Source organism: Pseudomonas sp. DF11, from assembly GCF_058148565.1.
The window spans coordinates 52,317-66,007 of record NZ_JBYVYN010000011.1; the positions used below are offsets into that span (position 1 = coordinate 52,317).

Consider the following 13,691-nt stretch of genomic DNA (forward strand, 5'->3'; position numbering starts at 1 on the left):
GTGCCAGACAACAGATATACCGACTGATATGACGCCTTCGCGAGCAGGCTCGCTCCCACAGAGAGTCAGCGTGTGACTAGCGGCTGGCGCACGCCCAACCGACTGATCCACACCGCCACCAGTATCACCGACCCACCCAGCAGCAATCGCCCCAGTTCCTCATGCTGATTCCAGATCAGCAAATTCACCAGCAACCCCACCGGCACGTGCAGGTTGTTCATCACCGCCAGCGTCCCGCCGTTGACCAGGCACGCGCCTTTGTTCCACCAGTACAGCCCCAGCGCGGTGGAGACCAGGCCGAGGAACACCAGCACGCCCCATTGCAACGGGGCTTCAGGCCAGAAATCCGCCTTGCCGAACAGCAGGAAAGCCGGCAACGCCACCATCAGCGCACCAAGATAGAAATAACCGAAACGCCGGTAATGCGGCAGGTCGCTCGGGTGACGGGCCACCAGGTGCTTGTACAGTACTTGTCCGGCCGCATAGGTGAAGTTGGCCAGTTGCAGCAGCAAAAAGCCCATGAAGAAATCCGGATTGATCCGGTCATAGCGAATCACCGCCGCGCCGGCCACGGCCACCAGCGCCGCGATCAGCGCCCAGGGATTGAAGCGCCGGTTCAGCGCATCTTCGATCAAGGTCACGTGCAGAGGCGTAAGGATGGTGAACAGCAGCACCTCAGGCACCGTCAAGACCCGGAAGCTCAGGTACAGGCACACGTAGGTCACGCCGAACTGCAAGGCGCCGATCAACAGCATGCCGCGCATGAACGACGGCTCTACCTGGCGCCAGCGCGTCAGCGGAATGAACACCAGCCCGGCCAGCAGCACCCGTACCAGCACCGCGAAATAACTGTCCACATGCCCGGCCAGGTACTCACCGATCAGGCTGAAGGAAAACGCCTGGATCAGCGTCACAAAAAGTAGATAGCCCATAAGCCCCTCGTTTCGAATGGCGGCGAAGATAGCGGTTTTGAGGGATGGGCGCGAGCGTGATGGGCCGCTAGTTTCGGGTCACGGGTATGCACAGGAAGGCTGAGCGCAGTACTGTCCGATCAACATCGCTCAAAGTTTCGCCAAGGATAAGGAAGCCTCTCCATGCAACGTATTGAGTTTCGAAAAGTCATCGACCTCAGCCACATCATCAGCCCGGACATTCCACTTTGGCCTGGCGATCCTCCGGTGACGTTCGATGAGGTGGCATCACCGGAAAAGGACGGGTATTACCTGCGCCGTTTCGCCATGGGCGAGCACAGTGCAACCCATATGAACGCGCCGAACAGTTTTCACCCCAATGCCATTGGAATTGACGCCTATGAGCCGGCGTCGCTGGTCCGACCGGCCGTCGTGATCGATCTACGCATCCAGGCGCGGGACAACGCGGATTATGTGATCGGCATCCAAGACATCGAAAAATGGGAACAGGCTCATGGGCCCATCGATCAGGACAGCGTCGTGCTTTTTTACACGGGGTGGCAGGCCCTGTGGGACGACCCCAGGCGTTTTATCAATGCGGATCACAAAGGCCCGCACTTTCCCGGCATAGGTGCCGCAACCACCACATTTCTGCTTGAGCAACGCCGGATAGCTGGCGTGGGTATCGATACCCATGGCGTCGATCCGGGCCAGGACACGGTTTACGCCACCAACAGCCAGATCCTGGCGAAAGATGGCATCGTCCTGGAATGCCTGACCAATCTCGATCAGTTGCCCGCGAAAGGCACAACGCTGGTGATTGGCGTGCTTCGACTGAAAAAGGGTTCGGGCTCTCCTGTTTCCGTAATGGCGTTTGTACCCTGAGCCCAGTCAGGTGCAGACCATCGAGGCAAAAAAAAGCCCGATCTCGCTAACGCGTTCAATCGGGCTGATGCACTCAGGAGCAATAAGTGCAAAGGGAGGTTCGATGCGCAAAACGGTTTGAAGGGAAGCGCCAGGACACTAGACCACCTGGCGATTACCCGAGGATTAACGGATCAGGCGACCTGGGACAGTTTGGCGTTGGCCTGATTCAGGCCCTTCTCCTGGAAGTCGCCGCCCAGGTTCATGCCCTCGGCATGAATGAAAGTCACGTCGTGGATCCCGATGAAGGCCATGACCTGGCGCAGGTAGGGTTCCTGATGGTCAGTGCTGCCACCGGCATGAATGCCGCCACGGGCAGTCAGCACGAAGGCGCGCTTGTCGGCCAGCAGGCCTTGGGGACCGGTTGGGGTGTACTTGAACGTCACGCCGGCACGCAGCACATGGTCGAGCCAGGCTTTCAGAGTGCTGGGGATGGCGAAGTTGTACATCGGCGCAGCCATCACCAGTACGTCGGCGGCCAGCAGCTCATCGGTCAGTTGGTTGGAGCGCTCCAGCGAGGCATTTTCAATCTCGCTGCGCTGCTCGGCAGGCTTCATCCAGCCACCCAGCAGATTGGCATCCAGGTGCGGCACCGGATTGATGGCCAGGTCGCGAACGCTGATTTCGTCGGCCGGGTGTGCAGCTTTCCACTGGCTGATGAAGGTCTGGGTCAGTTGACGGGAAACCGAGTCTTGTTGGCGGGCACTGCTTTCGATGATCAGAACGCGGGACATGGCTTGTAGGCTCCATCTGAGAATGTTGTCAGTCGATGGAGTGAAGGTTAAACGCGAGCTTATCGATGAAAAAGCGCAAATAACTGCTGTAAAGCATCGATAATTTCGTTTATAAGCGGAGCAAGCCATGTCGCTTGCCCCGATGCCGGACTATTTCGGCTGGCAGGTCAGCTTGATGCGCAGCTTGATGATGTTGCGGTTGAACTTGGCCGTGGCGTTCTTGAACTTGCCGGCGGCGACTTCGATCTTGCGGGTACGAGGCGCCTCGGGGCCATTGTTGAAGACCACGGTACAGGCCGCGTCGATGTTGCCGTAGTTGTTCACCTGGATAGAGCCGATGTCGGCATCGGTGTCATAGGCGTTGTAGTCGATGCTCAGGCCGTTGAGGTGTTTTTCCACATCGATCGGGTAGGCAAACGCAGTCAGCGGCAGCAAGGCCAGCACCGCACAACAGATTTTTTTCATTCGGCAGTCTCCACCAAGGGACCGCCAGCTTAGGACAAGAGGAGCTCAATATGAAAGCGCCCCGCGTGACCCTTGATCAATGGCGAACCCTGCAGGCCGTGGTCGACCACGGCGGTTTCGCCCAGGCCGCCGAAGTGCTGCATCGCTCCCAGTCGTCAGTGAGCTACACCGTGGCCCGCATGCAGGACCAACTTGGCGTGCCGTTGCTGCGCATCGATGGGCGCAAGGCCGTGTTGACCGAAGCCGGCGGCGTGCTGCTGCGCCGCTCGCGGCAATTGGTGAAGCAGGCCAGCCAACTGGAAGACCTGGCCCACCACATGGAGCAAGGCTGGGAAGCGGAAGTACGCCTGGTGGTCGACGCGGCCTACCCCAACGCCCGCCTCGTTCGCGCCTTGACCGCGTTCATGCCACAAAGCCGTGGCTGCCGGGTGCGGCTGCGCGAAGAAGTGTTGTCGGGGGTTGAAGAAGTGCTGCTCGAAGGCGTGGCCGACCTGGCCATCAGCGGCTTCAGCATTCCCGGTTACCTGGGCGCGGAACTGAGCGACGTGGAATTCATTGCGGTGGCCCATCCCGAGCATGCCCTGCACCGCCTCAATCGCGAGTTGAATTTCCAGGACCTGGAAAGCCAGTTGCAAGTGGTTATCCGCGATTCCGGCCGCCAGCAACCCCGGGACGTCGGCTGGCTCGGCGCCGAACAGCGCTGGACCGTGGGCAGCCTGGCCACCGCCGCGTCCTTTGTCGGCAGCGGCCTGGGATTCGCCTGGTTGCCCCGGCACATGATCGAACGGGAACTCAAGGAAGGCTTGCTCAAGCGTCTACCCTTGGAACAGGGCGGCAGCCGCAATTCGACCTTCTATCTTTTTTCAAACAAGGAAAAACCCCTGGGCCCGGCTACACAAATCCTGATCGAATTGCTGCGCACCTTCGACACCGCGCCGCTGGATGCGCCATTCGCCGCCCCTGAACAAGCCTGACAAGGACTTCGCCGATGGCCTACTTCGAACACGAAGGTTGCAACCTGCACTATGAGGAATACGGCCACGGCACGCCCTTGGTGCTGGTCCACGGGCTGGGCTCCAGCACTCGGGACTGGGAAAAGCAGATCCCGGTGCTGTCCGCCCAATACCATCTGATCGTAGTGGATGTGCGCGGTCACGGTCGCTCCGACAAGCCACGGGAGCGCTACAGCATCAAAGGCTTCAGCGCCGACCTGAGCGCCCTGATCGAACACCTGGACCTTGGCCCGGTGCACTTGGTGGGCTGGTCCATGGGCGGCATGATCTGCTTTCAACTGGCCGTGGATGAACCCGGGCGGATCAAGAGCCTGTGCATCGTCAACAGCGCCCCTGAAATCAAGGTCCGTACGCCCGACGACTGCTGGCAATGGTTCAAGCGCTGGAGCCTGATGCGCCTGCTCAGCCTGGAAACCATCGGCAAGGCCCTCGGTGCCAAGTTGTTTCCCAAGCCAGAGCAAACCGAGTTACGCCTGGAAATGGCCCGACGCTGGGCAAAGAACGACAAACGTGCTTATCTCGCCAGCTTCGATGCGATCGTAGGGTGGGGCGTTCAGGAACGACTTTCGCAGGTCGCCTGTCCAACCCTCGTCATCTGCGCTGACCACGACTACACCCCGGTGGCGCTGAAAGAAGCCTATGTAAAGCTGCTGCCCGATGCACGGCTGGCGGTCATCGCCGATTCACGGCACGCTACCCCGCTGGATCAACCCGAACGCTTCAACCAGACCCTGCTCGAATTTTTGACCGCAACCGATTCCACCACTCAGGATCACTGACCCCATGCTGAAAAAAATCGCCCTCGCCGCCGGCACCGTACTGTTTGCTGCCAACCTGATGGCCGCCACGCCAGCCAAGGCACCCCATGTATTGCTGGACACCACCAACGGCCAGATCGAAATCGAACTGGACCCGGTCAAGGCCCCCATCAGTACCAAGAACTTCCTTGAGTACGTGGACAGTGGTTTCTACACCAACACGATTTTCCACCGTGTGATCCCGGGCTTCATGGCCCAGGGCGGTGGCTTTACCGCACAGATGCAACAAAAAGACACCAAGGCACCGATCAAGAACGAGGCCAGCAATGGCCTGCACAACGTTCGTGGCACCTTGTCGATGGCCCGCACCTCCAACCCGGACTCGGCCACCAGCCAGTTCTTCATCAACGTCGCCGACAACGCCTTCCTCGACCCGGGCCGCGACGCCGGTTACGCGGTGTTCGCCAAAGTGGTCAAAGGCATGGACGTGGTGGACATCATCGTCAACTCCCAGACCACCACTAAACAAGGCATGCAAAACGTGCCGGTCGATCCTGTGATCATCAAGTCGGCCAAGCGCATCGACTGAAGAGGCACATGGCAAGCCTGGGCGGCGCGGTGTTCCCGCGCCGCCCATAGCAATAGGAGAGCCCCCGCCAGGGCATTTACAGATGGTTTATCGCCGTTTCGAAACACTGATCGATATCTTCCGCGACGCCCCGACTTCGGCCCCCCCGAACCGCGTCCTGCCCTTCTACACGTACTACCTGAAACAAGTCTGGCCCAGCTTCGCCGTGCTGCTGGTGGTCGGCCTGATCGGCGCGCTGATCGAGGTGGCGCTGTTCAGCTACCTGAGCCGCATCATCGACCTGACCCAGGGCACGCCCAATGTCGACTTCTTCAAGATCCATGGCCTGGAACTGGCCTGGATGGCCGTGGTGGCGCTGATCTTCCGCCCCATTTTCGTGGCCCTGCATGACCTGCTGGTGCACCAGACCCTGAGCCCCAGCATGACCAGCCTGATCCGCTGGCAGAATCACAGCTACGTGCTCAAGCAGAGCCTGAACTTCTTCCAGAACGACTTTGCCGGGCGCATCGCCCAGCGCATCATGCAGACCGGCAACTCCCTGCGCGACTCGGCGGTCCAGGCCGTGGATGCCCTGTGGCATGTGCTGATCTACGCCGTCAGTTCCCTGGTGCTGTTTGCCGAAGCCGATTGGCGCCTGATGATTCCCTTGCTGCTCTGGATCGCCGGTTACATCGGCGCCCTTTATTACTTCGTCCCACGGGTCAAGGAACGCTCTGTGGTGTCTTCCGACGCCCGTTCCAAGCTCATGGGACGGATTGTCGATGGCTACACCAACATCACCACCCTGAAGCTGTTCGCCCACACCAACTTCGAACAGCAATACGCCCGCGAAGCCATCGAGGAACAGACCGAGAAGGCCCAACTGGCCGGCCGCGTGGTGACGAGCATGGATGTGGCCATCACCAGCATGAACGGGCTACTGATCGTCGGCACCACGGCGCTGGCGCTGTGGTTGTGGACCCAGTCGCTGATCAGCGTCGGCGCTATCGCGTTGGCCACCGGCCTGGTGATCCGCATCGTCAACATGTCCGGTTGGATCATGTGGGTCGTCACCGGCATTTTCGAAAACATCGGCATGGTCCAGGACGGCCTGCAGACCATTTCCCAGCCCGTCAGCGTCACTGACCGCGACCAGGCCAAGCCCCTGGCCGTGGGCCGGGGCGAGGTACGCTTCGAGCATGTGGATTTCCACTATGGCAAGAAAAGCGGGGTGATCGGCGACCTCAACCTGACCATCAGGCCCGGCGAGAAAATCGGCCTGATCGGCCCGTCCGGCGCCGGTAAATCCACCCTGGTCAACCTGCTGCTGCGCCTCTATGACGTGCAAGGCGGGCGTATTCTCATCGACGGCCAGGACATCGCCGAAGTTGGTCAGGAAAGCCTGCGCGAGCGCATCGGCATGATCACCCAGGACACCTCGCTGCTGCATCGCTCGATTCGCGACAACCTGCTCTACGGCAAGCCCGACGCCACCGATGCGCAACTCTGGGAAGCCGTGCGCAAGGCCCGGGCCGACGAGTTCATCCCACTGCTGTCGGACGCCGAGGGCCGCACCGGCTTCGATGCCCATGTGGGCGAGCGCGGCGTGAAACTGTCCGGCGGCCAGCGCCAGCGCATCGCCATCGCGCGGGTGCTGCTCAAGGACGCGCCGATCCTGATCATGGACGAAGCGACCTCGGCGCTGGACTCGGAGGTCGAGGCAGCGATCCAGGAAAGCCTCGAGACGCTGATGCAAGGCAAGACCGTGATCGCCATCGCCCACCGCCTCTCCACCATTGCCCGGATGGACCGGCTGGTGGTGCTGGAGAATGGGCGTATCGCCGAAACGGGTAGCCATGCTGAACTGCTGGCCCATGGCGGGTTGTATGCGCGGTTGTGGCAGCATCAGACGGGTGGGTTCGTGGGGATCGACTGATCCGGAACGGGGTTTACAGATGGGTCTGCAGGAGAGCGTTTGAGCCCATCACAAAACCTGTGGCGAGGGGATTTATCCCCGTTGGGTTGCGAAGCAACCCCATAACTTGCACCTCGGTGTGTCAGGCCGATTGTATGCAGCTGTTTTGGGGCGCTCCGCGCCCAGCGGGGATAAATCCCCTCGCCACAAAAGCCTACCGCGCAGGGCCTTTCTGAAAAAATCTGTCCAGGATCCATCCTGCGCGCACCACAAAGACATACTCCCCGCCGACCACGGCCAAAACCGCCACAGTCCATGACGCTGGCGGTTTTTTTGTGCCACTGGATTTGTCGATAAACCCTGCTGTACTCAGCCCAGGTTCTGGAGATGAACCTGTCGTAATGCTGCTGGATGCATAACCAATTATCACGACTGTTTTATCAAGGATGCTTATGTCTTTACTCAAACGTTCAACGACTGAGTTGTTGGGTACATTCTGGCTGGTATTGGGCGGCTGCGGCAGCGCGGTATTGGCTGCCTCCGGGATTGGCGTGCTGGGCGTTGCCCTGGCGTTCGGCCTGACGGTGTTGACCATGGCCTTCGCCACCGGCCATATCTCGGGTTGCCATTTGAATCCCGCCGTTTCGCTGGGCTTGTACGTGGGCGGGCGGTTTCCGGCCAGGGAGTTGCCAGCCTACATCATCGCCCAAGTCATCGGTGGCGTGCTGGCCGCTGCGTTGATTTACTTCATCGCCAGCGGCAAGGAAGGCTTTGACCTGGCCACTTCCGGCCTGGCAGCGAACGGTTACGGCGAGCATTCGCCCGGTGGCTATTCGATGGCGGCCGGTTTTGTCACCGAGCTGGTCATGACGGCGATGTTCATCCTGATCATCCTTGGCGCCACCGATAAGCGTGCACCCGCCGGGCTGGCGCCGATTGCCATCGGCCTGGCCCTGACGCTGATTCACCTGATCTCGATCCCGGTCACCAACACCTCGGTCAACCCGGCCCGCAGTACCGGACCGGCGCTGATCGTCGGTGGTTGGGCCATCGAGCAACTGTGGCTGTTCTGGGTGGCGCCGCTGCTGGGCGCGGTCATCGGCGGTGTCTCATACCGCTGGCTGGGCCAGGAAAACCGCTGAGTCATACCTGCGAAGATCAGCACTGCCGATAAGGCAGTGCTGTCTTCGCCTCTTCGGCATATGCCAGCACCCCCTCATGCTCGCGCACGAGGAAATCCGCCACCGCTGCTTTCAGCCCCGGATGACGCAGGTAATGCCAGGAGCGGGTAATCACCGGCTCGAACCCGCGAATCAATTTGTGCTCGCCCTGGGCACCGGCATCGAAACGCTGCAAGCCATGGGCAATCGCGTAGTCCATGCCCTGGTAGAAACAGGTCTCGAAGTGCAAGCGGTCGAACTCCGCCAGGCAGCCCCAGTAGCGCCCGTAGAAACTGTCGCCACCTACCAGGCTGAACGCCATCGCCACCGGCCGCGAACCTTGCTTGGCCAGCACCACGCGAATGGCCTCGGGCATGCGTTCAGCCAGCAGGCTGAAGAATGTCCGGGTCAAGTAGGGTGCCTGCCGTCGTATCGCGTAAGTGTTGGCGTAACAGGCGTAGACAAAATCCCACTGCGCCTCGTCCAACTGATGACCTTCGAGCCATTCGAACTCGATGCCCTGCCCCGCCACCTGTTCACGCTCCTTGCGCATCTGCTTGCGCTTGCGGGAACTGAGCGCGTCGAGAAAATCCTGGAAGTCGCGATAACCACGATTTTGCCAGTGATACTGGCAGCCGATCCGCTGCAGCCAGCCTTCTTGCCCGGCGAGCGCCGCGTCGGTGAAGGCATCGGTGAAGTTGATATGGGCGCTGGAAAGCCCTTCGATTTCCAGATAACCCGGCAGGCTGCCCAGCAACTCCAGACCGTCCTCCACCCGTGCTGCCAACAGCCGCGGGCCACTGACCGGGCTGAACGGCACCGCCGTCAGCAGCTTCGGGTAGTAATCGATCCCGGCCCGGGCGCAAGCGTCGGCCCAGCCGTGGTCGAACACGTATTCACCGTAGGAATGCCACTTGCGGTAACTGGGCAAGGCTGCCAGCAGTTGACCGTCTTCAATGTGCAACAGATGCTCGGCTTGCCAACCGGATTGCGGGCCCAGGCTCGCGCTGTCTTCCAAGGTGCTGAGGAAGGCGTGGCGCAGGAACGGTTGATTGGCGGGCACCAGCGCGTCCCACTCGTGTGGGGCGATGTCGGACAGGCTATCCAAGACGTGAAGCGGCATGCGGTTCCTCGATATCCAGACGGCGGATGGGGCGAGTATCGCCGATCCTGAGCAGCCGGGCACAAAAAAAAACCCCGCCAGAGGCGGGGTTCAAAGGAGCGCTTTAACGGATGAAGTCAGAGCGTTGTATCGAGTCAGCGCGATTTAGAACACGTACTGGGCACGGACAACAAAACCGTCGCCATCGTCATCGCCATTGGCGTTGGTGACTTTGTCGGTCTTGGCCTTGATGTAGGCGCCGGTGATTTTCACCGCTTCGTTGGCGTACCAGTTCACGCCCAGGTTGTGCACCTTGGCTTCGGCATCGCCCACATCGCGAGTCGCCGAGGCGGTGGTGATGTTGTCGTCTTCGACGGTCAGGCTGTCGAAGCGGTAGAACACTTCCCAGGCGCCGATGGATTTGTTCTGAGGCTTGATCGCGTCGAATTTGCCGACTTTGTAACCACGGGACTCACCGGTGATGGTGTAGGCACCCTGAACGTAGAAGCCGTGGCCCTTGATGTCTTCGAAACCATCGGCATCAGCCTTGGTCTTGCGAGTGATGTATTCACCCTGAATCGACGCTGGGCCCATGGCGAAAGCGGCTTCCAAGCCGAATGCGGTGTCGCGGTCATACGAACCGGCTGGCGAGTTGTTGGCGCCGCCCAGTACCGGACGGTTGCCGTTAGGACCGGCATCGTTACCACCCAGGGTTTCAACACCACGCATGCCCAGACGGGAGCGATAACGGGCATCGAACACAGTGTCCGAGACGTCGCGCGAGGCCACGTTCAAACCGAAGTGCAGCACGTTGCCGGCTTCGTGCATCGGGGCGAACACGAAACGACCGTTGACTTGCTTGACGCTGTCGCCGTCGGTGTCGTCGGTGTCCTTGCTGAACACGCCGGCCGAGGCGTAGAACGAATCGGCGAAGGTGCTGGAAGCCTGGATACCCAGGCCGTTCTGATGGCTGTTGGTCCAGTCGATCAGGTCGTAGGCGGCGTTGCGCTCAGGTGCCGTTACCCACTTGGAGCTGGTGGCTTTTTCCAGGCCGAAGTCGGGGTCGAAACGACCGACCTTGATCGACACCGGCTTGAAGCCGTTGTAGGCCAGGGACGCTTCGTCGAAATAGCCGTTATCGGAGTCGCCACTGTTGTGGGACATGTCGTAGTTGATGGTGTAGGCCCAATCCGTGTACAGCACGCCGGACAGTTCCAGGAAGGCGCGGCGGATGTAGGCGGCGTCGGCCGATTTGCCGTTGTCGGTGTAGATGCCATCGAACTGGCTGTAGTCAGCCTGCAAACGACCACCGAGCTTGAAGCTGAACTCTTTGTCAGTGGTAGCGACCTCAAGGCCGCCTTTGGTCTTGACCACGATATCGGCGCCATCGGTGGTGACGGTGCCGGCGAAAGCCTGGGCGGTTACTGCCATTGCCAGTGCGCTGGCGGCAACACCTGCGAAGTGCTTACGGATCATCGAAGAATTCCCCTGTTGGTAGTCTATGCGTTAGAAAACACGCGGAACTGGGCCCGCTGGTGTTGGGAGGGGATCTTGGCGGCCGGTTGTGTCAGGCGAGTTGCTATCACATAAAGATTTTATGACAACGGAACTTTTTACTTCGAATGGGAATAACCAGCGCAAACATAAAACTCTGTGGGAGCGAGCCTGCTCGCGATAGCAGCGGGTCAGTCAACACTACGCTGGCTGATCCGTCGCTATCGCGAGCAGGCTCGCTCCCACAGAGGGTAGGTGGTGGATTGAGGTTTAGCGGATGTCTTTGCGACGCTCGGCGGCGAGTTTCTCGGCGAGGTGATCCAGGTCGGGAATCGGCGGATGCGGCAATTTTCTGAGGGTCGCCTGCATCAGGCGCATCTGGCGGATGAATCGTCGGCAATTGGGGCAGAACATCAGGTGATGGCGCACCATCAGGCGTTCACGAAAGCTTAACTGGCCGTCGAGATAATCGCTGGAGCGCGCCACTTGTTCCTTGCAGGTCAGCATTCGCCGGTTTCCTCGAAATGTTCAACAGTCGCGAAGACCTTCAGTCGGGCGCGATGCAACAGCACGCGGACATTGGAGAGCGAAATGCCCAGCAGATTACAGATTTCGTCCAGTTCCAGGCCCTGTTGTTCCCGCAGAGTCAGCACGCTGCCTTGCAGTTCCGACAGGCTGAGCAACGTGTGCTCCAGGCAATCACGCAACTCACGCTCGGTGAGCAACGCTTCGGGCGTGTCCTGGTGCCAGGCGAACGGTGCCAGCAGCCAATGCCCATCGGCGGCGAAACGATCATCGCCAAGGGTGCCGTGGGGCGACGGCAGATCGTCGAGCAGCACTTCCCGACGGTTCTGTTTGTAGCGGCCCTTGGCGGCATTGGCCGTGATGGTCAACAACCAGGTCTTGAGGCTGGAACGCCCCTGGAAACCGCTGAGATTGCGCACCACCGACAGCCAGGCGTCCTGCACCACTTCGTCGGCATGACGGCTGCCAACAATGGCATAGGCCACGGCACGCATCGGGCTCTGGTAGGCGCTGACCAGCTCCTTGTAAGCCTGCTGCTCACCGGCCATGAGGCGCTGGAGCAGGAGGGTGTCGTCGGTGACCGTCATTCAACGCCCCAAGATCTGGAAGACTGCGATGCTTTTGTGGCGAGGGGATTTATCCCCGCTGGGCTGCGCAGCAGCCCCAAAACATTCCCTGCGGTGTGTCAGCAAGATTGATTTAAACCTCTCGGGGGGCTGCTGTGCAGCCCAACGGGGATAAATCCCCTCGCCACAGAGTCCGCTCGCCGCAACAGTGGATCAACGCTTGCGCAAAATCACGCTGCCAATCGAATAACCGGCGCCGAATGAGCTGAGCACGGCGACCGAACCGCTGGGCAAGTCGTCCTGGTACTTGTGGAACGCAATCACCGACCCCGCCGAACTGGTGTTGGCATAGCGGTCGAGGATCACCGGGGCTTCCTCTTCGGTGGCTTCGCGTCCCAGCAGCTTGCGCACGATCAAATGGTTCATGCTCAGGTTGGCCTGGTGCAGCCAGAAACGCTTCACTTCACCAACATTCAGCTGGTTTTCTTCCAAATGGGCCCCGATCAGCTCGGCCACCATCGGGCAGACGTCACGGAACACCTTGCGACCTTCCTGAACGAACAGCTTGTCGCGGCTGCCGATGCCTTCTTCTGCGGCGCGGTTGAGGAAGCCGAAATTGTTGCGGATGTTGTTGGAGAACTTGGTCAGCAGCTTGGTGCTGACCACGTCGAACTGGTACGGCGAGGTCGCCAGGTCCGCACGCTCGATGATCACGGCGGTGGCCGCGTCGCCAAAGATGAAGTGGCTGTCACGGTCGCGGAAATTCAGGTGACCGGTGCACACTTCCGGGTTGACCATCAGGATCGCCCGGGCCTGGCCCAATTGCACGCTGTTGGCGGCGGCCTGGATGCCGAAGGTGGCCGAGGAACAGGCCACGTTCATGTCGAAACCAAAACCTTCGATGCCCAAGGCTTCCTGGACTTCGATGGCGATGGCCGGGTACGCGCGCTGCAGGTTGGAGCAGGCGACGATCACGCCATCGATGTCGGCGGCGGTGCGACCGGCGCGTTCCAACGCCTGTTTTGCCGCGCCAACAGCCATTTCACACAGTACCGACCACTCGTCGTTGGAGCGCTCGGGCAAACGCGGGGTCATGCGTTGCGGGTCGAGGATGCCGTCCTTGTCCATGACGAAGCGGCTCTTGATGCCCGAGGCCTTTTCGATGAACGCCGCGTTGGATTCGGTCAACGCCTCGACTTCACCGCGCTCGATGGCCTCGGCGTTGTCGGCGTTGAACTGAGCGACGTAGGTATTGAAGGATTGCACCAGCTCTTCGTTGGAGATGCTGTTGGCCGGGGTGTACAGGCCGGTGCCGCTGATGACGACGTTATGCATGGTCGTGTCTCTGATCTGTTCAGGCAGAAAGCATTGGCACCGACGTACCAACACACAAAGGGACTTTTCCCATCCGGGGGAAGCAGTCCTGGCATCGCTTTATTCCGATCCGCCCGGGGCAGTGAAGCTCAAAAACCACGGGACCGGCATTTATAGCCGCGAAGTTTGCCACAAACGCTGGCGTTTGGCCCATTCTCAGTGAGCTACACCAACTAACCCTG

Annotated in this window: 14 protein-coding genes; 6 read left to right on the plus strand and 8 right to left on the minus strand. The window is 60.3% G+C overall.

The window, feature by feature from the left end; translation table 11 throughout:
* Window positions 1-65: 65 nt before the first annotated feature.
* Window positions 66-932, minus strand: a complete 867-nt coding sequence (locus AC30D9_RS25795; RefSeq protein WP_109755821.1) for a carboxylate/amino acid/amine transporter — start codon at window positions 930-932, stop codon at window positions 66-68.
* Between the two features lie 162 nt (window positions 933-1,094).
* Here AC30D9_RS25795 and AC30D9_RS25800 point away from each other — a divergent pair, with 162 nt between their 5' ends.
* A complete protein-coding gene (locus AC30D9_RS25800; RefSeq protein ID WP_307571561.1) occupies window positions 1,095-1,796 on the plus strand; it encodes a cyclase family protein in 702 nt (233 codons plus the stop codon).
* A gap of 173 nt (window positions 1,797-1,969) precedes the next feature.
* On the opposite strand, the gene AC30D9_RS25805 is transcribed toward AC30D9_RS25800, so the two are convergent.
* Window positions 1,970-2,569: an FMN-dependent NADH-azoreductase gene (locus AC30D9_RS25805; RefSeq protein ID WP_490145130.1), complete on the minus strand. Its 600-nt coding sequence runs from the start codon at window positions 2,567-2,569 to the stop codon at window positions 1,970-1,972.
* Between the two features lie 150 nt (window positions 2,570-2,719).
* Complete coding sequence (locus AC30D9_RS25810) at window positions 2,720-3,034, minus strand: 3-phosphoglycerate kinase (RefSeq protein ID WP_134923243.1); 315 nt, start codon at window positions 3,032-3,034, stop codon at window positions 2,720-2,722.
* A gap of 50 nt (window positions 3,035-3,084) precedes the next feature.
* Between AC30D9_RS25810 and AC30D9_RS25815 the strand changes: the two genes are divergently transcribed.
* From AC30D9_RS25815 to aqpZ, 5 genes are all read left to right on the plus strand, one after another.
* Window positions 3,085-4,008 carry a PA3225 family LysR-type transcriptional regulator gene (locus AC30D9_RS25815; RefSeq protein WP_109755825.1) on the plus strand — a complete coding sequence of 308 codons (924 nt, stop codon included), beginning with the start codon at window positions 3,085-3,087 and terminating at the stop codon, window positions 4,006-4,008.
* A gap of 14 nt (window positions 4,009-4,022) precedes the next feature.
* The gene (locus AC30D9_RS25820) at window positions 4,023-4,826 is read left to right on the plus strand and encodes an alpha/beta fold hydrolase (RefSeq protein WP_490145131.1); all 804 of its coding nucleotides are present in this window, start codon (window positions 4,023-4,025) and stop codon (window positions 4,824-4,826) included.
* Between the two features lie 4 nt (window positions 4,827-4,830).
* Complete coding sequence (locus AC30D9_RS25825; RefSeq protein ID WP_109755827.1) at window positions 4,831-5,394, plus strand: peptidylprolyl isomerase; 564 nt, start codon at window positions 4,831-4,833, stop codon at window positions 5,392-5,394.
* Window positions 5,395-5,476: 82 nt separating this feature from the next.
* Complete coding sequence (locus AC30D9_RS25830; RefSeq protein WP_176688456.1) at window positions 5,477-7,309, plus strand: ABC transporter ATP-binding protein; 1,833 nt, start codon at window positions 5,477-5,479, stop codon at window positions 7,307-7,309.
* A gap of 431 nt (window positions 7,310-7,740) precedes the next feature.
* On the plus strand, window positions 7,741-8,430 hold the full coding sequence (aqpZ, locus tag AC30D9_RS25835) for an aquaporin Z (RefSeq protein WP_490145132.1): 690 nt from the start codon (window positions 7,741-7,743) through the stop codon (window positions 8,428-8,430).
* 16 nt (window positions 8,431-8,446) lie between these two features.
* Here aqpZ and AC30D9_RS25840 read toward each other — a convergent pair whose 3' ends face one another.
* The 5 genes from AC30D9_RS25840 to AC30D9_RS25860 form a co-directional block, all read right to left on the minus strand.
* Window positions 8,447-9,571, minus strand: coding sequence for a GNAT family N-acetyltransferase (locus AC30D9_RS25840; RefSeq protein WP_134923239.1), 1,125 nt, complete (start codon window positions 9,569-9,571; stop codon window positions 8,447-8,449).
* 144 nt (window positions 9,572-9,715) lie between these two features.
* A complete protein-coding gene (locus AC30D9_RS25845) occupies window positions 9,716-11,026 on the minus strand; it encodes an OprO/OprP family phosphate-selective porin (protein ID WP_134923238.1) in 1,311 nt (436 codons plus the stop codon).
* Window positions 11,027-11,314: 288 nt separating this feature from the next.
* Window positions 11,315-11,551, minus strand: a complete 237-nt coding sequence (locus tag AC30D9_RS25850) for an anti-sigma factor family protein (protein WP_134923237.1) — start codon at window positions 11,549-11,551, stop codon at window positions 11,315-11,317.
* Window positions 11,545-12,156, minus strand: a complete 612-nt coding sequence (locus tag AC30D9_RS25855; protein ID WP_307571566.1) for an RNA polymerase sigma factor — start codon at window positions 12,154-12,156, stop codon at window positions 11,545-11,547. The genes AC30D9_RS25850 and AC30D9_RS25855 overlap by 7 nt, the downstream gene beginning before the upstream one ends.
* 192 nt (window positions 12,157-12,348) lie before the next feature.
* A complete protein-coding gene (locus AC30D9_RS25860) occupies window positions 12,349-13,470 on the minus strand; it encodes a beta-ketoacyl-ACP synthase III (RefSeq protein WP_109755834.1) in 1,122 nt (373 codons plus the stop codon).
* Between the last annotated feature and the right edge of the window lie 221 nt (window positions 13,471-13,691).

Coding starts and splice junctions, on each gene's coding strand:
- AC30D9_RS25795 (WP_109755821.1), bottom strand. CDS start 932: ATGGGCTATCTACTTTTTGTGACGCTGATCCAGGCGTTTTCCTTCAGC.
- AC30D9_RS25800 (WP_307571561.1), top strand. CDS start 1,095: ATGCAACGTATTGAGTTTCGAAAAGTCATCGACCTCAGCCACATCATC.
- AC30D9_RS25805 (WP_490145130.1), bottom strand. CDS start 2,569: ATGTCCCGCGTTCTGATCATCGAAAGCAGTGCCCGCCAACAAGACTCG.
- AC30D9_RS25810 (WP_134923243.1), bottom strand. CDS start 3,034: ATGAAAAAAATCTGTTGTGCGGTGCTGGCCTTGCTGCCGCTGACTGCG.
- AC30D9_RS25815 (WP_109755825.1), top strand. CDS start 3,085: ATGAAAGCGCCCCGCGTGACCCTTGATCAATGGCGAACCCTGCAGGCC.
- AC30D9_RS25820 (WP_490145131.1), top strand. CDS start 4,023: ATGGCCTACTTCGAACACGAAGGTTGCAACCTGCACTATGAGGAATAC.
- AC30D9_RS25825 (WP_109755827.1), top strand. CDS start 4,831: ATGCTGAAAAAAATCGCCCTCGCCGCCGGCACCGTACTGTTTGCTGCC.
- AC30D9_RS25830 (WP_176688456.1), top strand. CDS start 5,477: ATGGTTTATCGCCGTTTCGAAACACTGATCGATATCTTCCGCGACGCC.
- aqpZ (WP_490145132.1), top strand. CDS start 7,741: ATGTCTTTACTCAAACGTTCAACGACTGAGTTGTTGGGTACATTCTGG.
- AC30D9_RS25840 (WP_134923239.1), bottom strand. CDS start 9,571: ATGCCGCTTCACGTCTTGGATAGCCTGTCCGACATCGCCCCACACGAG.
- AC30D9_RS25845 (WP_134923238.1), bottom strand. CDS start 11,026: ATGATCCGTAAGCACTTCGCAGGTGTTGCCGCCAGCGCACTGGCAATG.
- AC30D9_RS25850 (WP_134923237.1), bottom strand. CDS start 11,551: ATGCTGACCTGCAAGGAACAAGTGGCGCGCTCCAGCGATTATCTCGAC.
- AC30D9_RS25855 (WP_307571566.1), bottom strand. CDS start 12,156: ATGACGGTCACCGACGACACCCTCCTGCTCCAGCGCCTCATGGCCGGT.
- AC30D9_RS25860 (WP_109755834.1), bottom strand. CDS start 13,470: ATGCATAACGTCGTCATCAGCGGCACCGGCCTGTACACCCCGGCCAAC.